General features: G+C 43.3%; 21 protein-coding genes. 17 read left to right on the top strand and 4 right to left on the bottom strand.

The features are described from left to right. Nucleotides 1-71: 71 nt before the first annotated feature. Both CXF65_RS04860 and CXF65_RS04855 read right to left on the bottom strand, forming a co-directional pair. Nucleotides 72-869 (bottom strand): metal ABC transporter ATP-binding protein, encoded by a 798-nt coding sequence (locus CXF65_RS04860; RefSeq protein WP_025651443.1) that lies wholly within the window; start codon nt 867-869, stop codon nt 72-74. Nucleotides 870-976: 107 nt separating this feature from the next. Beyond that, nucleotides 977-1,513 (bottom strand): Fur family transcriptional regulator, encoded by a 537-nt coding sequence (locus CXF65_RS04855; RefSeq protein WP_025651442.1) that lies wholly within the window; start codon nt 1,511-1,513, stop codon nt 977-979. 118 nt (nt 1,514-1,631) lie between these two features. On the opposite strand from CXF65_RS04855, the gene CXF65_RS04850 reads away from it, so the two are divergent. The 13 genes from CXF65_RS04850 (at nt 1,632) to CXF65_RS04790 (ending at nt 14,697) form a co-directional block, all read left to right on the top strand. Continuing rightward, the gene (locus CXF65_RS04850) at nt 1,632-2,516 is read left to right on the top strand and encodes a metal ABC transporter solute-binding protein, Zn/Mn family (protein WP_227523199.1); all 885 of its coding nucleotides are present in this window, start codon (nt 1,632-1,634) and stop codon (nt 2,514-2,516) included. A gap of 291 nt (nt 2,517-2,807) precedes the next feature. Next, a complete protein-coding gene (locus tag CXF65_RS04845; protein WP_101211245.1) occupies nt 2,808-3,206 on the top strand; it encodes an ATP synthase subunit I in 399 nt (132 codons plus the stop codon). A gap of 685 nt (nt 3,207-3,891) precedes the next feature. Beyond that, on the top strand, nt 3,892-4,758 hold the full coding sequence (atpB, locus tag CXF65_RS04840; RefSeq protein ID WP_025651438.1) for a F0F1 ATP synthase subunit A: 867 nt from the start codon (nt 3,892-3,894) through the stop codon (nt 4,756-4,758). Between the two features lie 35 nt (nt 4,759-4,793). Continuing rightward, nucleotides 4,794-5,042, top strand: coding sequence for a F0F1 ATP synthase subunit C (gene atpE, locus CXF65_RS04835; RefSeq protein ID WP_025651437.1), 249 nt, complete (start codon nt 4,794-4,796; stop codon nt 5,040-5,042). Between the two features lie 117 nt (nt 5,043-5,159). After that, nucleotides 5,160-5,630, top strand: a complete 471-nt coding sequence (locus CXF65_RS04830; RefSeq protein WP_025651436.1) for a F0F1 ATP synthase subunit B — start codon at nt 5,160-5,162, stop codon at nt 5,628-5,630. A 13-nt stretch (nt 5,631-5,643) separates the two neighbouring features. Further along, the gene (locus CXF65_RS04825) at nt 5,644-6,267 is read left to right on the top strand and encodes a F0F1 ATP synthase subunit delta (protein WP_101211244.1); all 624 of its coding nucleotides are present in this window, start codon (nt 5,644-5,646) and stop codon (nt 6,265-6,267) included. Nucleotides 6,268-6,360: 93 nt separating this feature from the next. Beyond that, entirely contained in the window at nt 6,361-7,905 is a 1,545-nt protein-coding gene (atpA, locus tag CXF65_RS04820) for a F0F1 ATP synthase subunit alpha (RefSeq protein ID WP_101211243.1), read from the top strand. A 241-nt stretch (nt 7,906-8,146) separates the two neighbouring features. Further along, entirely contained in the window at nt 8,147-9,028 is an 882-nt protein-coding gene (gene atpG / locus CXF65_RS04815) for a F0F1 ATP synthase subunit gamma (protein ID WP_101211242.1), read from the top strand. Between the two features lie 50 nt (nt 9,029-9,078). Further along, nucleotides 9,079-10,512: a F0F1 ATP synthase subunit beta gene (gene atpD, locus CXF65_RS04810; protein WP_101211241.1), complete on the top strand. Its 1,434-nt coding sequence runs from the start codon at nt 9,079-9,081 to the stop codon at nt 10,510-10,512. Between the two features lie 114 nt (nt 10,513-10,626). Beyond that, the gene (locus CXF65_RS04805) at nt 10,627-11,043 is read left to right on the top strand and encodes a F0F1 ATP synthase subunit epsilon (protein WP_101211240.1); all 417 of its coding nucleotides are present in this window, start codon (nt 10,627-10,629) and stop codon (nt 11,041-11,043) included. 679 nt (nt 11,044-11,722) lie between these two features. After that, nucleotides 11,723-12,439, top strand: coding sequence for a response regulator (locus CXF65_RS04800; protein ID WP_010197939.1), 717 nt, complete (start codon nt 11,723-11,725; stop codon nt 12,437-12,439). Between the two features lie 229 nt (nt 12,440-12,668). Further along, a complete protein-coding gene (locus tag CXF65_RS04795) occupies nt 12,669-14,357 on the top strand; it encodes an ATP-binding protein (protein ID WP_101211239.1) in 1,689 nt (562 codons plus the stop codon). Between the two features lie 160 nt (nt 14,358-14,517). Next, nucleotides 14,518-14,697, top strand: coding sequence for a hypothetical protein (locus CXF65_RS04790; RefSeq protein WP_025651493.1), 180 nt, complete (start codon nt 14,518-14,520; stop codon nt 14,695-14,697). Between the two features lie 45 nt (nt 14,698-14,742). Here the strand turns inward: CXF65_RS04790 and CXF65_RS04785 are convergent, their stop codons facing one another. Beyond that, complete coding sequence (locus CXF65_RS04785; RefSeq protein WP_051395165.1) at nt 14,743-16,260, bottom strand: ATP-binding protein; 1,518 nt, start codon at nt 16,258-16,260, stop codon at nt 14,743-14,745. Between the two features lie 486 nt (nt 16,261-16,746). On the opposite strand from CXF65_RS04785, the gene rpsP reads away from it, so the two are divergent. From rpsP to rplS, 4 genes are all read left to right on the top strand, one after another. Then, nucleotides 16,747-17,016, top strand: coding sequence for a 30S ribosomal protein S16 (rpsP, locus tag CXF65_RS04780; protein ID WP_025651495.1), 270 nt, complete (start codon nt 16,747-16,749; stop codon nt 17,014-17,016). 173 nt (nt 17,017-17,189) lie between these two features. Then, on the top strand, nt 17,190-17,723 hold the full coding sequence (gene rimM, locus CXF65_RS04775) for a ribosome maturation factor RimM (RefSeq protein WP_101211238.1): 534 nt from the start codon (nt 17,190-17,192) through the stop codon (nt 17,721-17,723). Between the two features lie 147 nt (nt 17,724-17,870). After that, nucleotides 17,871-18,641, top strand: a complete 771-nt coding sequence (gene trmD / locus CXF65_RS04770) for a tRNA (guanosine(37)-N1)-methyltransferase TrmD (RefSeq protein WP_101211237.1) — start codon at nt 17,871-17,873, stop codon at nt 18,639-18,641. Between the two features lie 199 nt (nt 18,642-18,840). Continuing rightward, a complete protein-coding gene (gene rplS / locus CXF65_RS04765) occupies nt 18,841-19,269 on the top strand; it encodes a 50S ribosomal protein L19 (RefSeq protein WP_025651498.1) in 429 nt (142 codons plus the stop codon). A 278-nt stretch (nt 19,270-19,547) separates the two neighbouring features. Here rplS and CXF65_RS04760 read toward each other — a convergent pair whose 3' ends face one another. After that, complete coding sequence (locus CXF65_RS04760) at nt 19,548-20,105, bottom strand: DUF4442 domain-containing protein (RefSeq protein ID WP_101211236.1); 558 nt, start codon at nt 20,103-20,105, stop codon at nt 19,548-19,550. Between the last annotated feature and the right edge of the window lie 290 nt (nt 20,106-20,395).

Here is a 20,395-nt window from a genome sequence, read left to right as displayed (position 1 = left end):
GTATCCAATAAACGGTTTATAAAATAAAGATCGTAAAGCAGCTTTTTGCTTTGGTCGGTTGGTTTCGATGATTACAACTCGCTTGGCGCGTGATGTTCACAGGCGTGCGGCTGGTGGACATAAGGCTGCTCATAATGATGACCAAACAGCTTTTGAAACTCACTACTAATGGCAAGTTCGCTTGGTTGTCCCTCGCAGCAAATATGCTTATTTAGACAAATTACCCGTCGGCTGCCTTTCATCACCCAATGCAAATCGTGTGACACTACTAGCATGGCACAGCGTAAGAAATCTGGCAGCTCATCAATGAACTGATAAAGCCAAACTTCGGTATCAGGATCAAGCCCTTGCATCGGCTCATCTAAAATCAATAAATTGGGCTTATCTAATAAGGCACGGGCCAATAGAACTCGCTGCGTTTCACCACCTGACAGGTGCAACATCTGCCGTGATAGCAAGTGCGTCAACGATAAATTATCAAAGATAAACTGGCGTTGCTCAGCCGTTAAGCGTTTCTTATCGGCCTGCGCCAATAAGTCGCAGACTCGTAATGGCAATATCGGCGGTACCGCAAAGCGCTGCGGCACATAGCCAAGCTGTAACTGATGATGGGGCGTCATTTGCCCTTTAGTTGGCTCAATCAACCCTAAAATAAGCTTAACCAACGTCGATTTACCAGCGCCATTTGGCCCAATAAGACTGACTGTCTCGTTAACGGCAATATCGATATTAATATGTGATAACAAGCGTTGCGAACCAATGTCATAGCTGATATCGCTTAAGCTCAGCAGCTGGTTAGTTTGGCTGGTCTTATTATCCAGACTAATAGAGGCAGACGATTGCTCTGATGATGAAGTGGGTAGGCTCATAGGCTAGTGACTAATATATTGGTAAATGATAAATGGCTGAATACTTAATGCTAAATACTGAATAATAAGTACCTAGATCAGTACTTAATAAAAAAATACAGCAAGCTTTACTGGCATGCTTGGCAACGACCACTGAGCTCAATGACGCTACGAGCGACGATAAAGCCCACATCTTGCTCCGCAAAGCTCATCATTTCTTGTACTGGTAAGCTGCTACATTCTTGCACCCGCTGGCACTGATCGCAGATTAAAAATGCGGCAGTATGCTGGGCGCGTGGGTGACAGCAGGGCACATAAGCATTGATGGAGGTCAGTTGATGTATCAAACCTTCGCTCAACAAAAACTCCAAGCTGCGATAAACCGTCGGCGGTGCGACGTTTTTTGGCGTCTGATTGGTGAGAGCCGAATCTTGTGTATCCGGTTCTGACAAGCGCATTTGCTGCAATTGCGTGATCAAGTCGTAAGCACCAACCGGCTTATTGGCAGCCAATACTAACTGATATATCTGCTGGCGCAGTAGCGTAAAGCGTACACCACTTATGCGGCATTGTTCTTTTGCCGCCGTCAAGCGCTCGGTTACATCATGCGCGGTGAAGTGTTGCACATCATGCAAATGTTCGCATGTCGATGAAGTAGTGGACATAGGACAAACTCCTAAAAAATATGACGCCTTTTTATGATGGCGTTTTTCATTGTTATAGTATAACATAATGAAATACAAAACAGGCAAGTCGCCTTCACTTAATAATAAAGACCCTACTATGAATGTATTTTTCAGCTATTTTTTACGCTCATTCATTATACTACAACGATTGCTCATTACTGGGATAGTCGCGTTAAGCTGCTTGACGTTAAGCGCTCAAGCAGCCACCGTTAGTGTGAGTAATTATCCATTATTCTTGTTGAGTCAAGCTGTGACTGATGGTGCGCCGCCTGCCAAGCAATTATTGCAAGCAGGGGAGGTGGGGCATCACGGCAGTATTAGTCCGGGCGACATAAAAGCCATTCAAGACAGCAAGTTTGTGGTATGGTTTGGCGAGCCACTAGAGAACAATCTGGCCGCCAGTCTCAATAGCGCGCCCAATGCCATTGCCTTATTCAAGTTTGACGCCTTTAACCGTCATCCACTGCGCGATATCAAAGGCAAGCCTATCGCTGGTACCCTAGACCCACATATTTGGCTCGATCCTCAAAATGCCAAAGCCATCACCCGTGCGCTGGCGGTGATTCATAGCCATGCCAATCCTGAGTATAAAAAGCTCTATCATGCCAATGCGCAAAAATTTGCCCAGCGACTGGATAAAGAAGTGCTTGCCACAAAGCAGAGCACAGCGTCAAAAACATTGCCTTATTGGGCATATCACGATGCCTATCAGTATATGGAGGACAGCTTAAAGCTACAGCTCATCGGCAGTCTTAGCACCGATCACCATTTAGCGCCAAAAGCCAGTCAGTTGCGCTGGCTAAATGAGCAGCGTCCTGCCAAACAAATGTGTTTGGTTAGTCCAAGTGCACCCGCTAAAGGGTTGCTCGCTAAGCTACAACCGGTAAAGAGTACCGTGCAAGCTGAAGACATGAGTAACAGTCAAGACTTTGTTAGCGGCTGGCAGACGATGGCGCAGCAAATCCGTCAATGTATCGCATAGCTATTTTTAGCCCACTTAGACTGTTGTTAGTTGAATTGAGGACATGCCATAGCTAGGCTTTACTAAGTTTTTAGAGGGAGCGTTAGCGCTAAACAATCAAATGCTTGATAAGACGCATATTTTACTTGCTAATCGCGCGCGCGCTCCCTATAATAAGTGGCGTTTTATTTTGGTTAAAAGGCAACGTCTGTATAGTGACTTTTCATGCATAAAGTGGTCATGGATAAACTGGTCACGGATAAAATCGTGGCAAATATGCGACATTATCCCAATACTATAGGATAGCTGCTGATGACCAAGCCTGCCAAACGCACGCAAAAAGATGAGATTGGCATCTACCTGAAACGCCAAGCATGGATTTTATTTATCCTGATTATTATTGGTTGGGTAGTAGATGTGACCTGGCTCGACAGTGGGCTGATAGTAGCAAAAAGTACCGCGATCGGTGCGCTACTTAGTTATGCCACACAAGCCGTCTTTGCAAATTTTATCTTTTGGCATACTGGATATCGCGCGCGCCGGCATATTGTCAGCCAGCTATATCGAGGTCAGATGGTCAAATGGCTACTGACAGTGTTTGGTTTCGCACTAATTTTTATTACCGTACAACCCCTAGCAGCGCCTGCGTTGTTCATCGGTTTTATGGTAATGCAAATTAGTCACAGTTGGATGTTGTGGCACATACGCTAGTACTCTTTACGATCAGTATTGACGTGAGTAAGTATCTATTAGCGTTAGATAAGTCATCCTGCCGTCCAACTTCTCTATGGCTAGCTTCACAAAGCCAAAAGAATGACAAATAACTGATTTGACGTTAAGGTATGGACTTATAAGTTACTGCTATAAGTCGTTGAAATTACCGTAAAAAGTAAAAATAGTGTTATAGATAATAGATAGTTTGGTTAATTGCTATTACTTATAATTTTATTTTTACATTTTAACGAATGATGCAAACCCATGCCACCAAAGGTCAATAGCCGCTAACTGGTTCATACAGCGGATAAAAAAGTCATAATAGACTTTACACGAATACAACGCTGCATTAATATAGGCAGCTAACTGCTTTGTTTCTGGACGCCATATTGAGCGTTTGCCTGAAAAGATCGGCAGAAGCAGACACCTATTCGATATAAACATTAAAGGGCTATTAATGAATAATCATAAGCCCTTTTTTGATAGCTAAAATTTATACAAATCTAGGTATAGAGCACTAGTAAATAGAACTATGGGTTGGATGTTATTGGTTACATGAGGGCTGTAAGTGTTTTTCTGGATTTGCTTAATCGCAGATTGGTGATAACGCAAACGCCTCATCAGATGACAACCATATTTTTTGGTAGTTGATTAAATCGTTGATTAATAAGAAGCTGACATTATGGCATCCGAGCAAGCATCATCAGAATATATCTCTCACCACTTAACGAATTGGACGTACGGCTATCTGCCGGGCGAAGGTTGGAAAGTTGCCTATACTGCTGAAGAAGCAGGGTTAATGGGTTTTAAAGCTATCCATCTTGATTCCATGTTATGGTCAATCGGTCTGGGTATTTTATTTTGTGCCATCTTTTGGATGGTTGCCAAAAAAGTTACTTCAGGCGTTCCCGGCAAAACTCAAGCAGCGGTTGAGATGATCGTTGAGTTTGTTGATAACAACGTTCGCGATTCTTATAGTGGTACGTCAAAATTGATTGCGCCGCTAGCGTTGACCATTTTTGTGTGGATTTTCTTGATGAACTTGATGGATTTATTGCCTATCGACTTCATTCCAAGTCTAGCAGGTCAAGTTGGCGCTGCGATGGGTCATGATCCACATCACGTGTTCTTCAAGATTGTACCAACGACTGACCCTAATATCACCCTAGGCATGTCATTTTCTGTCTTTGCGTTGATTATTTACTACAGTATTAAAGAAAAAGGGTTGGGTGGTTTTATCGGTGAGTTAACACTGCATCCGTTTAGCGCCAAAAACCCAATCATGCAAATCATTTTAATCCCCATCAACTTTATCTTAGAGTTTGTTACTTTGATTGCCAAGCCCATCTCACTAGGTTTGCGTCTGTTCGGTAACATGTATGCTGGGGAGCTAATCTTCGTATTGATTGCCCTGATGCCGTTTTGGATTCAATGGGCGTTATCGGTGCCGTGGGCGATTTTCCACATCTTAATTATTACCCTTCAAGCGTTCGTATTTATGATGTTGACGATAGTTTATATGTCGCTTGCATCATCAACTGAACATTAATTATATACATTCAATAGGTAAATGAGGATACATCAATGGATCCAGTATTAGGTGGTTACACAGTTATCGCAGTAGCACTGCTTATCGGTCTTGGCGCACTTGGCACAGGCATTGGTTTTGCTATTCTAGGCGGCAAGTTCTTAGAAGGTGTTGCACGTCAACCAGAACTTGGTTCACAACTGCAAACTCGTATGTTCATCGTGGCAGGTCTACTTGATGCCGTACCGATGATTGGTGTTGGTATTGCGATGCTATTGTTGTTCGCTAACCCTCTAGCAGGTTAATCAGAAAGCTCAGTTGTAAATGTTTGGTGGTCAAAGTTTGTATATTAAACATAGCCAAAGTTTGGCTATCAAATATGATCAATGAAACTGATTTTTCATTAACAAAGAGGTGATCACGTGAATATCAATTCTACCCTCATCGGTCAAGCCATTGCTTTTGCAATATTTGTGATTTTTTGCATGAAATTCGTGTGGCCACCACTTATCGGTGCCATTAATGAGCGTCAGCGTAAAATCGCTGAAGGCTTAAACGCCGCAGAAAAAGCAAAAGCAGATTTAGCGACCGCGGAGCAAAATGTACAGCAGGAGCTTGATGTTGCAAAAACTAAAGCTGCTGCGCTAATTGAGCAAGCGAACAAGAGCGCCAATCAGCTTGTTGAAGATGCAAAATTGCAAGCCCAAGCGGAAGGCGAACGCATTCGTCAACAAGCGCAAGCCTCTATCGACCAAGAAATCAATCAAGCGCGCGAATCATTGCGTGCCCAAGTTGCTGAACTGGCTGTACTTGGTGCTGAAAAGATTTTGCAAGACAAAGTCGATGTGCAAAAACATGCCAGTATGTTAGACCAACTGGCGGCGAAGCTGTAATTGTGAGGATAAAATGGCTGACTTATCAACCTTAGCACGACCGTACGCTAAAGCCGCGTTTGACTATGCCAATGAAAACGGGGTAGTAAATGAGTGGGAAAACTTCTTATTTATTGCCAGTACCATTGTTAATGACAAGTCATTCAGTACTTGGCTAGACAATCCAGCTGTTTCTGCTGAGCATAAGTCAGCTGCTTTGATCGATCTTTATGATACACAAGTAGCTAGCGCTGATGATTCTGCTTTTAAGCAGTTACTAGGTGAGGCCCAAGCGGCTCGCCCAGACAACAACGCCAGCTATCCAAAAGTATCAGTAGCACTTAGTAACTTCGTTAAACAGTTATCAGAACAAGAGCGTCTGGCACTGCTTCCTGAAGTTTATGCGCATTATCGCCGTCACAAGGCAACCAGCTTAAAGCAGCTTGATGCATACGTGACCTCTGCCTATCCATTGACCGATGCACAGCGTGACATGCTCCAAACACGTCTTGCCGCCTCGCTAAATGCTAGTGTGGTGATTCATGAGTCGGTTGATCCTAGTCTTTTGGCTGGCGCTACGATCAAAGTCGGTGACAAAATCATTGATGATTCGATGCGCGGCAAGTTACAACAGTTAAAAACACAGCTAACTGCCTAATGCCATTCATCAACGCAGCCGTATAAAAACTGCGTGATAGTAAGAGCATTTAAGTCAGTGGGCGGGTTATCATAAATTAAAGGAAACAAGGCAATGCAACAATTGAATCCAGCGGAAATCAGTAACCTGATTAAGCAGCGTATTCAAGACCTTGATGCGGGTGCAACTGCAAAGAATGAAGGCACGATTGTCAAAGTATCTGACGGTATCGTGCAGATTCATGGTCTTGAAGATGCCATGTACGGCGAAATGATTGAGTTTGAAGGTGAAATCTATGGAATGGCGCTTAACTTAGAGCGTGATTCTGTTGGTGCGGTAGTACTGGGCGATTTCCTAAAACTACAAGAAGGTCAAAAAGCCTATTGTACTGGTCGCATTTTAGAAGTACCCGTAGGTCCTGAGCTGCTAGGCCGTGTTGTTGATGCTTTGGGTAACCCTATTGATGGCAAAGGTCCTATCGATGCCAAGATGACGGATAAAGTCGAAAAAATCGCCCCAGGTGTAATCGACCGTCAGTCAGTAGATCAACCAGTAATGACCGGTTATAAAGCCGTTGATACCATGATTCCAATCGGTCGTGGTCAGCGTGAGCTTATCATTGGTGACCGTCAGACGGGTAAAACCGCGATGGCTATCGATGCGATCATTGCGCAGAAATCATCTGGTATTAAGTGTGTCTACGTCGCTATCGGTCAGAAACGTTCTACGATTGCTAACGTTGTACGTAAGCTTGAACAGACCGGCGCACTAGAATATACGACTGTTGTCGTCGCTTCAGCGTCAGAGCCAGCAGCACTACAATATATCGCACCGTACTCAGGTTGTACGATGGGTGAATATTTCCGTGACCGCGGTGAAGATGCACTAATTGTCTTTGATGACTTATCAAAGCAAGCGGTTGCTTATCGTCAGATTTCACTACTATTACGTCGTCCGCCAGGTCGTGAAGCGTATCCTGGTGACGTATTCTATTTACACTCACGTTTACTTGAGCGTGCCTCACGTGTCAACGCCGCGTACGTAGAAAAATTCACTAATGGTGAAGTGGTTGGTAAAACGGGTTCTTTAACCGCGCTACCTATCATTGAAACCCAAGCGGGTGACGTCTCTGCATTCGTACCGACTAACGTGATTTCAATCACTGATGGTCAGATCTTCTTAGAGTCTAGCCTATTCAACTCAGGTATCCGTCCAGCAGTTAACGCTGGTATCTCGGTATCGCGTGTCGGTGGTGCTGCTCAGACGAAGATTATCAAAAAGCTCTCTGGTGGTATTCGTACCGCACTAGCTCAGTATCGTGAACTAGCAGCGTTTGCTCAGTTTGCCTCTGATCTTGATGACGCAACGCGCGAGCAGCTTGATCATGGCGAGCGTGTGACTGAACTGATGAAACAGAAGCAATATCAGCCAATGTCTATCTCTGAGCAAGCAGCGGTTATTTATGCATCAAACGAAGGTTTCTTATCAGACGTACCTGTTGAAAAAATCGGTGCTTTCGAAGAAGCTTACTTACGTTATATGCATGATGAGCAAAGTGAATTGATGCGCGAGATTGATGATACTGCGAACTATAATGATGATATCGCAGGTCGTTTAAAGTCAGCTTTAGAGACCTTTAAACAAAATCACAGTTACTAAGTTAGCAAATACTAAGTTAACGGGTTAAGCCGATTTGGTTACCGCTCTGATTCAGAGCGTATAAGGTGGCGCGTTGTCTGATAAGCATTTTGCTAAGACAGGCGCGCCATTGTGCTAACCATTGATGGTATTAGATCGCGTCATGCACAAGGTATAACGATTATTCTTTAAGATCGATGTTATATGTTAAATAATTGTCGCATGCGCCAATGCTTTTTAACCCTCTTATATTGGAATCATTATGGCAAGCTTAAAAGAGATACGTGCCAAAGTCACCAGTATTAAAAGCACCCAGAAAATTACTCGTGCTATGCAAATGGTAGCGGCAAGTAAAATGCGCCGTGCGCAAGAGCGCATGGAAGTGGGTCGCCCGTATGCTGATAGTATGCGCCGGGTTATTTCACATTTGGTGCATGCTTCATCAGACTACAAACATCCGTATATGGTATCGCGTCCGGTCAATAAGGTTGGCTATATTGTCATTACCTCTGACCGTGGCCTAGCGGGTGGTTTGAATGTAAACTTATTCAAAGCCTTATCTAAAAGTATCCAGCAATACCAAGACCAGTCTGTGCAAACTGAATTTGCAGCTATCGGCGCTAAAGGCGTAAGTTTTTTCAAAAACTTCGGCGGTAAAGTGACCTCAGCTGTGACCGATTATGGCGATAAACCAACGTTTGAGCAGTTGAATGCACCTGTGCAGGCGATGCTTGAGGATTATAGTAACGGTAATATCGACCGTATCTATGTGGTATATAACAAATTCGTTAATGCCATGACTCAAAAGCCAACGGTCAATCAGTTAGTACCGCTACCTGAGGGCTCATTTGGTGACGAAGAGAGCGGCATACAGACAGAACTTAGCTGGGATTATATATACGAGCCTGACATCAAGACGTTAATTGATGAATTGCTTGGTCGCTATATTGAGTCGATTGTTTATCAAGCGGTAATGGAAAACATTGCCTCTGAGCAGTCTTCACGTATGGTTGCGATGAAAGCGGCAACAGATAATGCTGGTGACCTTATTAACGATTTACAGTTGGTTTATAACAAGCTGCGTCAAGCGGCGATTACCCGAGAAATCTCGGAAATCGTTGGCGGTGCTGCTGCTGTTTCATAATTGAAACCCCTTATGAAACCCACTATATACAGAAGTTCAAGGAGAACGCAATGAGTAGCGGTCGTATTGTACAGATTATTGGCGCGGTTCTTGACGTTGAGTTCAACCGTAACGAAGTTCCTCAAATTTATGATGCCTTGCAAGTAGACGGTACCGAAACCACCCTAGAAGTACAGCAACAGCTAGGTGATGGCATCGTACGTACTATTGCCATGGGATCAACCGAAGGCCTAAAGCGTAACCTACCGGTTACCAACACTGGTGCACCTATTGCAGTACCCGTTGGTATCGGTACGCTTGGTCGCATTATGGATGTTCTTGGTCGTCCTATCGATGAAGAAGGTCCTGTACAGGCTGATGAAAAATGGTCTATCCACCGTGAAGCGCCAAGCTACGCGGATCAGTCAAACAGCACTGAGCTGTTAGAGACTGGTATTAAAGTTATCGATCTACTTTGCCCGTTCGCTAAAGGTGGTAAAGTTGGTCTGTTTGGTGGTGCTGGTGTTGGTAAAACCGTCAACATGATGGAATTGATCAACAACATCGCTCTAAAACATGAAGGTTTGTCAGTATTTGCTGGTGTTGGTGAGCGTACTCGTGAAGGTAACGATTTCTATCACGAAATGCAGGAAGCTGGCGTCGTAAACACTGAAGACTTTAGTAAGTCTAAAGTAGCAATGGTATATGGCCAGATGAATGAGCCACCGGGTAACCGTTTACGTGTTGCACTGTCTGGTTTGACCATGGCTGAGTACTTCCGTGATACCAAAGATCCTGTTACTGGCAAAGGTCGTGATGTACTATTGTTTGTTGATAACATCTACCGTTATACACTAGCGGGTACAGAAGTATCAGCACTACTTGGTCGTATGCCATCAGCGGTTGGTTATCAGCCAACACTCGCTGAAGAGATGGGCTTACTACAAGAACGTATTACGTCAACTCAGTCAGGCTCTATTACTTCAGTTCAGGCGGTATACGTACCTGCGGATGATTTGACCGATCCATCACCTGCTACAACGTTTGCTCACTTGGATGCAACAGTTGTACTAAGCCGTGATATCGCATCACAAGGTATCTACCCTGCGGTTGATCCATTGGATTCAACATCACGTCAGCTAGATCCACAAGTAATCGGCGAAGAGCATTACAATGTTGCTCGTGGTGTTCAGGAAGTTCTACAGCGCTATAAAGAACTAAAAGACATCATCGCGATCTTGGGTATGGATGAGTTATCAGAAGAAGATAAACTGGTTGTTTATCGTGCTCGTAAGATTCAGCGCTTCTTGTCACAGCCATTCCACGTTGCTGAAGTCTTTACTGGTGCACCTGGTAAATATGTACCACTACGCGATACCATTGCCAGCTTTAAAGCAATCATTGCTGGTGAATACGACGATCTACCAGAGCAAGCATTCTACATGGCTGGTAGCATCGAAGAAGTAGTCGCCAAAGCAGAGAAAATGAAATCTACTGCAGCGTAAGTGGTATTAGCATTGGCTAACGAGTAGGTATAATATAAATTTATAGCTACTCATCAGTAACGCATCGCAGTTTTTACTGTTTTTTGATTGCGCTTTGATAGTAAGGAGTTAAGTATGGCAACGTTACAATGTCGCGTCGTAAGTGCCCGTGAAGAGTTGTATTCAGGCGAAATTAGCATGTTAATAGCTACTGGTACCGAAGGCGAGATTGGTGTATTGCCAGGTCACACACCGCTTATTACTTTGCTAAAGCCGGGTGCGATGCGCGTGCAAACACCAAACGGTGAAGAAGAAGTAATTTATGTATCAGGTGGCGTGTTAGAAGTACAACCGAAGATGGTTACGGTATTGGCTGATACAGCGATGCGCGCCCATAATCTTGACGAAAGCAAAATTGTCGCAGCACGTAAGAAAGCGGAGCAAATGCTGGTCAACCAGTCAGATACGGTACAAACCAACGCCGCTTTGGCATCGTTAGCGGAATCGGTAGGACAGCTACAGGCTATTCGTAAGTACAAAAACCGTGCTTAATCTGATTCTTTACCGCGTCCAATATTATATCTCATAAAAAACAGTCCATCATGGGCTGTTTTTTTATGTGTATCATTCTATGCTCATGACTTTATGCTTGTTTGGAGTATGGTCTAATTTATAGACGATCGACTATATTTACCATAGGGTGGATTTCTGTGTTAGATTTGGACAAATAAACCATATTTTCTGCGCTTTTAATTAATAGATAATGACTATTAATAATTTCATGCAAAATTCGCTAGCGGTAATCTTTTTATCTCGCTATATTAGAGTGTGTTTAACATTCAAAAAGAGGCGCTGATAGCGAGTATTCAACATGCCCCAGCTATTGAATAATAATTAATAAGAATATCAAAAAGCTAATAGGGCTATTTTATTTAGAATGGTGATAACTCGCATTTATAGCTACCTTAGATGAGCCGCTGAGAACGGTCTTAAGATTTCTGGCAACACAAAATAGATAATCTTGGACGTAAACTAAAGTTTTAATAGCCGTAGTTTATAGGTTTTGTTAACGACTATAAGCTATAGTATAGGAAGCTGACTGTTTAATAGTATACTGTCCTACCAAGTTTGTAACAGCTATACCAACATCAATGGTGCCACTCAGTGGCGCTATTAATTTACCGCTCTTACTTTTACTGCTTTTAAATGAGATGTATTAGAGGATATAACAATGACAACGACTGAAGAAGACAACACCCCCCGAATTTTGATTGTTGAGGATGATGAGCGTCTGGCCATGTTAACCCAAGATTACTTGGTTAAAAACGGTTTAGAAGTGGCAATTGAGACTGATGGCAATCGCGCCATTCGCCGCATTGTCAACGAACAACCAGATTTGGTCGTGCTTGATGTCATGCTTCCTGGTAGCGATGGACTGACAGTTTGCCGTGAGGTACGCCCGCACTACCAGAACCCTATCTTGATGCTGACTGCTCGTACTGAAGATATGGATCAGGTACTGGGTCTTGAGATGGGTGCCGATGATTATGTCGCCAAACCTGCTCAGCCGCGCGTATTGCTTGCTCGTATCCGCGCTTTACTACGCCGCTCAGAAAATGCGCCATCGGAAGATGTGCCGCAGCGTCTTGAGTTTGGTGAGTTGGTTATCGACAATGGCGGTCGCTCAGTGAACTTGGGTGACGAATTGGTTGATTTCACCAGTGCCGAATATGACTTATTATGGTTACTTGCGTCTAACGCTGGTCGTATCTTGTCACGCGAAGATATTTTTGAGCGTCTACGCGGTATCGAATATGACGGTCAAGACCGTTCTATCGATGTGCGTATCTCGCGTATTCGTCCAAAAATCGGTGATGATCCAGAAAATCCAAAACGTATCAAAACCGTTCGCAGTAAAGGGTATTTGTTCGTTAAAGAAGGCAACTAAGTCAATTTTGCTTCGGCAATGGCTTATTGCTCATTAGCGTGACCAAAGAAACCAGCAACCATGCTGGTTTTTTTGTGGCTAAATTTTAATTTTTGAACTTAAATGCTGTGTTATGTGGTTTAATTGAGCGATAATTATCGCTGTGAATTAAGTAAGCATAAGCTAAATAGTGCAGCAAATATTCAGCATTCATTAATATTTTTTCTTCATTAGGTTGGTCACGGCACGTATGTCATTAGTCTCTTCTTTAAAACATAGTATTTTTGTCCGTATTTATGCTGGACTACTTATCGTTTGTTTGTGTGTGGCACTATTCGCTCAATTATTGATGGATACCATTAATAAAGAGCGCGTACAATCCTACCGTGAAAACATGGCAAAGGGTGCTTTTCATCTGGTCAGTGAAGGGGTTGCGCATCAAGATAATGAGATGCAGCGTGACTATTGGCTGTCTGATGCTAGTAGCTTATTTGGCTCGACTTTTAGTATTGTGCCCATCGAAAAAATTGATTTTAACGCCAGTGAGTTGCGTCGTTTTGAAAAAGGCAACACCGTCGTTCGCTATGTTGCCCAGCCTATTTATGCCGATGTTTATTATCGCTTACCGGACAACGAGAGCGTTTTAACCGCACGTATCTCGCAAGTAACCGAGCAGCAAGTACGTGCCATCGCGGTATTTTTGCTTGATGATTTGTCCTATTACGCGACTTTATCCGATAAGCGTGCGCGTTTGGCTCAATTGGAAGAGAAGTTTTCTTTTCCATTAGAGTTTAGAGCGATCAATACTCTTAATTTAGACCCCGATCAAATGGCACGCTTGCGCCGTGATGAAGTGGTTATCTTATTGCAAGATACTAATAGTAGTAAGAGTAACTCATCTATCAAAGTCATTGTGCCCTCTGAAATCAACGACATGGCGATTTTGATTGGACCGGTGCCCTTATTTAATTGGTTCCCGCTCAATTTGATTATCAGTATGATTTTGATCAGTATGTTTTTGATCAGCTTGGGCGTCTATGCACTTATTTTCCCACTTGAGCGTAAACTGCAGTTGATTCAAGTCGGTGTCAATGAGGTGAGTCAAGGTAACCTTGATATTCAAGTACAGGTCATTGGACAAGATGAAATTGCTCGTTTGTCAGCGACTTTTAATGTGATGACCGCGCATATTAAGCGTTTGATTGAGTCGCAGCGCGAGCTGACGCGCGCAGTATCGCATGAGCTGCGCACGCCAGTGGCACGTATACGCTTTGCCGTCGATATGTTGGCTGATACCGATGATGAAGACTCGCGGTTTATGCAGCGTGATTATATCGATGAGGATATTGAGTCGCTTAACGGTCTCATTGACGAGATTTTGACTTACGCTAAGCTAGAAGAAGGGTCACCAAAACTCGATCTAGAACCGGTAAATCTCAAAGAGTTGCTCGAACAGATTGAGCGTGAAACCAATGCCTTGGGCAAACCTATCAAGATAGTGACCAACTTGCCCAACGCTAAAGTAACGGCGGTTGCCGATAGACGTTATCTACACCGTGTCATTCAAAACCTTGCGGGTAATGCTTTACGCTATGCAGAAACCACGATTATCATCAGTGCGGGCATCAGAAAAGGCAACGCTTTCGTCAGTGTAGAGGATGATGGCCACGGTATTCCAGAAGCCGATCGCGAAAAAGTTTTTATCCCATTCTCACGCTTGGATGATAGCCGTACACGGGCATCTGGTGGCTATGGCTTAGGGCTGTCGATTGTGTCGCGTATTGCTTTTTGGTTTAATGGTAGTATGAAGGTCGATGAGAGCCGTGAGCTTGGTGGTGCCAGATTTGTCATGACATGGCCTATCAAACCCTTGACTCAAGTGCTTGCCGCTGACCAGTTGACCCAAGAAAAGAGCGATCGTGATTTTGGCACTGAATAAGGCAAAATGCTATTTCATGTCCGCAGCATGAAAAATACTTTCGCCAGTACAAAACAGATTAAGCGCTCAATATATAACGGATTAAGTTGAGAAACATTGGTTTGAACAGCCAATTTTTAATATTCAGTCTTATAAGTTGGAAACTAGAGGAGGGCAGAGGATGCCATATTTATTTGGCGGTTTGGTAGTACTGAATGCGTTGACGCTGGGTTATTATTTATTCTTGCAGCAGCCAACCATGACTCAAACGCTAAAAGCCGCGCAGGATGACATTACTCAGCCATTAGCGTTTACTAATAGCGCTGCGTACATTCCCCCCGTTATCGGTGCGCGTGAATAATTGTCATTGCTTAAATAATGAGACAGTTAAATAGTTACAGCGACTTTAAAGACGATTTTGCCATCGTCTTTTTTCAGCTTCTTTATTAGGTATATGATCTGCCATTTTTGCTTTGTCTGAATGAGCTGCTTCTATATTTTCTGTCAGTGTTTGCTCTCCTGCCACCTTGGATAATAGGGGAATACGCACACAGACTTGTAGGCCGCCATCAGGATGATTGATGGCCTCAACCGTACCATGATGCAAGTGGGCGATACGATCAACAATAGCCAGACCTAGACCACTACCTTGCGTGGTTCGCGCTGTTTCACCACGTTCAAAGGGCTGCATGATGCGCTCTAATTGATCTTCTTCTACTCCATCACCGCAGTCCCGTACACATATCATCAGCTGCTCTTGGGCTTGCTTATTAACTTCATTTTCAGACACCACGTCGCTGTCTTCTACGTCAGCTGTTTCTATGAAAGTCGGCACGACCGTTGCTGATAAATAAATAGGCGGCTTGCCATAACGATTGGCATTGTTGACCAGATTAATGACCAAGCGCTTAATGGATAATGGACGCACTGGCACAACCTTGTGACAATCCGATTGATAAATAAATTCCATGGGCGCGAATTGCACCATAATTTCATTAAATATCGTGTCCAAATTGGTCAAGCGCACTGGCTCATCCGAGCCGTCTTTCATAAATGAGATAAACTGCTCCAAAATGGCATCCATATCCTCAATGTCATAAATCAACCCTTCACGAAAAAAATCGTCCGGTAGCATTTCAGCGGTCAAGCGCATACGAGTCAACGGTGTACGCAGGTCATGTGAGATACCAGCAAGCATGATGGTACGTTCTTTTTGCGCTTGATTGAGCGTGGTAAATAAGCGGTTGAATGCCATATTTACCTGACGTATCTCTGTAGGCCCTTTTTGCGTTGGTAAGGATGTTGCGTGACCCAGTCGAATATAGTTGGTGGCCGCACGCTGTAAATACCTTAAAGGACGGTTTAATTGCCGTGCTAACAAAATAATGGTTAGCAGCGATAATATAGGTAATCCAATGAGGAATAGTACTAACAATCCTGGACTATATTGCGAATAATAAACCACGGGTTCGCGAATCCAAAAACTGGTGTCACGACTGTCTTGTACCCACAGCTGCGGGGTTGGTTTGAACTTGAAATACACTTCCACTGGTCGACCTAACTGTGCCCCTATTTCGCGTTGTAATACATCGGTAAAAACACCCGCAAAGGCTTTATCTGCTACTTGCGGGAAGTCACTGGGGTTATCAACCACCACCACGTGCGAATGCTGATATATCCATTGCCGCACCTCGGGGCTATCCTGCCAGTCTTTATTGACGCTATTCATCAAACGTAGCTCGCTGGTCAGATAGCGCGCATGATTTTTGAGCTCTGGCAAATAAAGACTGCGCCAAAAGAACACAATCGATAAGCCGACACTGATAATGACAATAAAAGCCACCATTAAGGTAGTCAGCCAACTGTTGGAATAAGAGCGTGGCAACCAACCTTTACGAGGTATTTTAGGGTTTGGGGTGGTCATATGCATCCAAGGTATAGATAAATAATAGGGTGATAAAATAGTGCCACGTCACAAAAACTGTAGCTCGTTTAGATTATCAAGTAAGCAAGCACATTGCTGGCGTTACGGTCTATTGTATACTGTTTTTATTGGGCTGTTATGAGTAGAAATAGAGCAGCACAATCAAGTAATCAAGTTACATGGATTTACTATGCACAATTTGAACACTTTGATTTGGCTAAGTCGTCCAAAATCACAACCTCACTAAGTACGATCTATAAAAGCTAGTTTTAATATTTTAGTTTTAATATTTTAGCGATTTGATACGGTCAGAAGCAGGGTATTAAGACTTTATAATCATGGGCAATTATTAATTTCAATTTACATACAAGCATATTTAAGCTATTGTTAATAAATAATTAAATAAGCATAGTTTATGTTTTCAATAAAATAAGACTGTGCTATAATTATGCCCTTTTTGGTATACCTGCGAAAGAGAGAATTCACATGGTTGTTATTCGTTTAGCACGGGGCGGTGCCAAGAAACGCCCATTTTATCAAGTAGTTGTTGCTGATCAACGCCGCGCGCGTGACGGTCGCTACATTGAAAACATCGGCTTTTTTAACCCACTCGCTAAAGAGTCTGAAGAAGCAGTACGTCTGAACATGGAAGCGTACAATGCGTGGATCGCCAAAGGTGCACAACCTTCTGATCGCGTTGCTTCATTAGCAAAAGCTTACAACAAGTCTACAGCTCAAACTGAAGCAACTGCTTAAGTTTTTCTTGCTGTTACTGAAATGCTGATAGTGTGATTATGGGCATAGCTCAGTAGACTTTAGAAGATATAGCGTAACTGGTCTGACCAGGGTGCGCGATTAACTGTTTATCGCTTTTGATTGCGTTTATCGCTTTTGATTGAAATGTTTTAATCATTGTTAGGTTAGCCGTTATGTCATCTGTTCCAAACGCTAGTGCTCTTATGAAAATCGGTCAACTTAAGAAGCCTTATGGCATCAAAGGTTGGCTTTGGGTATTTAGCGACACAGATGATCGTACGGCGATATTCGCCATGCAGCCGTGGTGGATGAAAACCGCCACTGGCATGAAACCTCTGACTGTGAAAGCTTGGCGTGAACAAGGCACAGGAATCGTGGCTCAATTTGAGCAGGTTCCTGATCGCAATGTTGCGGAGACTATGAATGGGGTAACCCTTTGGGTCGAGCAAGACGTCTTGCCAGAAACAGCGGAAGATGAATATTATTGGTCGGATTTGGTCAGCTTGCGCGTGATGAACGAGCAAGATGAGTATCTAGGCAATATCGCTGAAATGTTTGAAACCGGTGCCCATGACATCATGCGCGTGGCGCCTAATTCAGACAGTTTAGATAAAGAAGAACGCCTGATTCCATGGCATAAGCAAACCGTGATGCAGGTCGATATGACTGCGAAAACGGTGCTTGTGGCATGGCCAAGTGATTATTAATAATAAGCAATAATTAATCAGTAATGGTTAATAAGGTCTTATTAAGACAAGCTTTGCTGATATAAGTTTCGGCTTTATCGCTGAGCATCGTTAATAGTTACACCGATTCATTTAGCTTTTATTAGCCATTGTGCAAGTAGACATCAGATGTATTTTGCCGTCATTAGTATTTTTCCTGAGATGTTTGCTACGATTCGTGAGTTTGGTATCACGGGTCGGGCAGTCACACAGGAGCAAGTGACGATTGAATGTATCAACCCGCGTGATTATACCACTGATAACTACCGCCGTATTGATGAACGCCCGTATGGTGGCGGTCCTGGGATGGTGATGATGGCTGAGCCATTATCAATAGCTATCGAGGATGCGCGCTTGCGAGCGGGTCAACATGGCTGCCGTGTCGACAGTGAGCATTGTCCGGTGATTTATATGTCGCCACAAGGACAGACGCTTAGCGAAAGTAGTGTGGTCAGTATGACTGAGTATGATGGCATGATTATATTATGTGGTCGTTACGAAGGTATTGACGAGCGCTTACTGGTGCAGTATGTCGACTTGGAAGTGTCGTTGGGTGATTACGTATTGACTGGTGGTGAGCTGCCAGCCATGGTGATGATGGATAGTGTGATACGTCGTCTGCCTGATATTATGGGTGATGATCAATCAGCTGAGCAAGACTCGTTCGTCGATGGCTTGCTTGATTGTCCACACTATACCAAGCCGCATGAATTTGCGGGTATGGCGGTTCCTGAAGTATTACTTTCAGGACATCATGCCAATATCGCTAAGTGGCGCTTTAATCAGCAAGTCAGTCGCACGCAAGCGCGTCGTCCCGACTTATGGCAAGCGTTCACCCCAACAGTAGAGCAAGCGAAATGGCTAAAAGCATTGGCAAAAGCAGATAAAAAGCCACGTTAATAGCGGTCAAAAACATAAACAGTTAAGCAATAAAATTTTGAGCAATAATAAAACGAGTCATAGCATAATGGCCGTTGGTTATAATCCATTTACGTTGTAGTTGTTATTAATACAAGATGTTGATAATAGCTATGATTAATTATTACAAACAGGTGATATGCGTTAAGCCTCTATTATCTAATGTGAGGAGATAACTCTCATGAGCAACAAGCATCCATTGGTTCAGGTCATCGAAAATGCTCAATTGATTGAGCGCCCAAGCTTTGCACCCGGCGATACCGTTGTGGTTCAAGTTAAAGTACGTGAAGGTGAGCGTGAGCGTCTACAGGCTTTTGAAGGCATTGTAATTGCTAAGCGTAACCGCGGTCTAAACTCAGCGTTTACCGTACGTAAAATCTCAAGCGGTGTTGGTGTTGAGCGTGCATTCCAATTGCATTCACCAATTATTGACAGCATTGAAGTGAAACGCCGTGGTGCGGTTCGCCGTGCAAAACTGTACTATTTACGTGAGCGCTCTGGTAAATCAGCCCGTATCCGCGAAAAACTTGCTCCGCGTGCACCTAAAGTTGTCAAAGCAAAAACTGACGCTCGCGTTCCTGATGCAGTTGAAACTGCACCGGGTATTTAAGCAAAAGCTTGCCGTCTTTAGTTGGCTGTATAATTTACAGTTGATTAAAGTAAGGTAATAGTAGATACAAGCCCTTATTCATAGGTTTATCATATAAATAAGCGGGCCATACCAAAAAAGACAAAACCCCAATCTATGCGCATGCTAGATTGGGGTTTTTGTATGTAGGGTTCAAAAATGTATGTAAGGTTCACAAAAATGATCAGTAGCCGCTTAACGGTCAACTATTCTTCTAAGCAACCACTTCAGCTAATAAGCAACTAATAATTAACAACTGACTAAGTATCGAGCACATCCATACGGCTGCTTTGATTCTTTGATTTGCTGTGTTTGCGCAAGCGTATATAAATAGTCTTGGTGACAGTAGCGATCAACTTCTGCTGATCGTCAAAGATATCCGCCTGATATTCACGAAATACAGCGTCACCGTCTTTGGCCAGTTCTTGAATAGTGATGAGTTCGGTACTAGGAATTTTCATCCGAGTAATTACTTTACTGTTACCTGGCGCGACAAAGTCGATATGTGAGCTTTTGTCCCACACCACATAACTACTGCCCAACTGGTGCATTAGCATGAGCATATAAAAGGGATCTACCATCGAATATAAGCTGCCGCCGAACTGGGTACCGACGATATTCTTATTCAGAGCATTGAGCCCCATGCTTACCACGCACAACCCTTGATCGAGATTGATATGCTCAATCTTGATACCCGCGCCAACATAAGGCGCGTAAGTATTGATGCGCAGTTTAAGTAAATGCGGTGCCAGTAGCGGCATGATATTTTTTTTAGCCTTACGTTTTAGGGTCTCAAGATTTTTTGGTAATAAACTCATAGATATGTCCTGTTGCCTTTTTCAATCTTGTCTGCTGGGCTATTTTTAGTTTATGAATTATTTTATCAAAAGCGCACAAGCACCTGACGATGGTAGGTTTGCTATTGATTCATAGCCATGCAAAAGATATTTATCATAATAAAAAACGCCAACAGCCACCAGCGTTAAAGCGTAACTGATAGACGAATTTTCTGCTATATAAAAACCAGTTTTACCCAGCAAATTCTTAATTATAGTGCAGTAGATAAGTGACAGAGTTTTTAAAGCCAATTTTTCATCTTAAAATATAT

This window comes from Psychrobacter sp. Sarcosine-3u-12, from assembly GCF_002836005.1.
Classification (GTDB): Bacteria; Pseudomonadota; Gammaproteobacteria; order Pseudomonadales; family Moraxellaceae; genus Psychrobacter; species Psychrobacter okhotskensis.
This window is presented reverse-complemented; position numbering and strand designations above follow the sequence as displayed.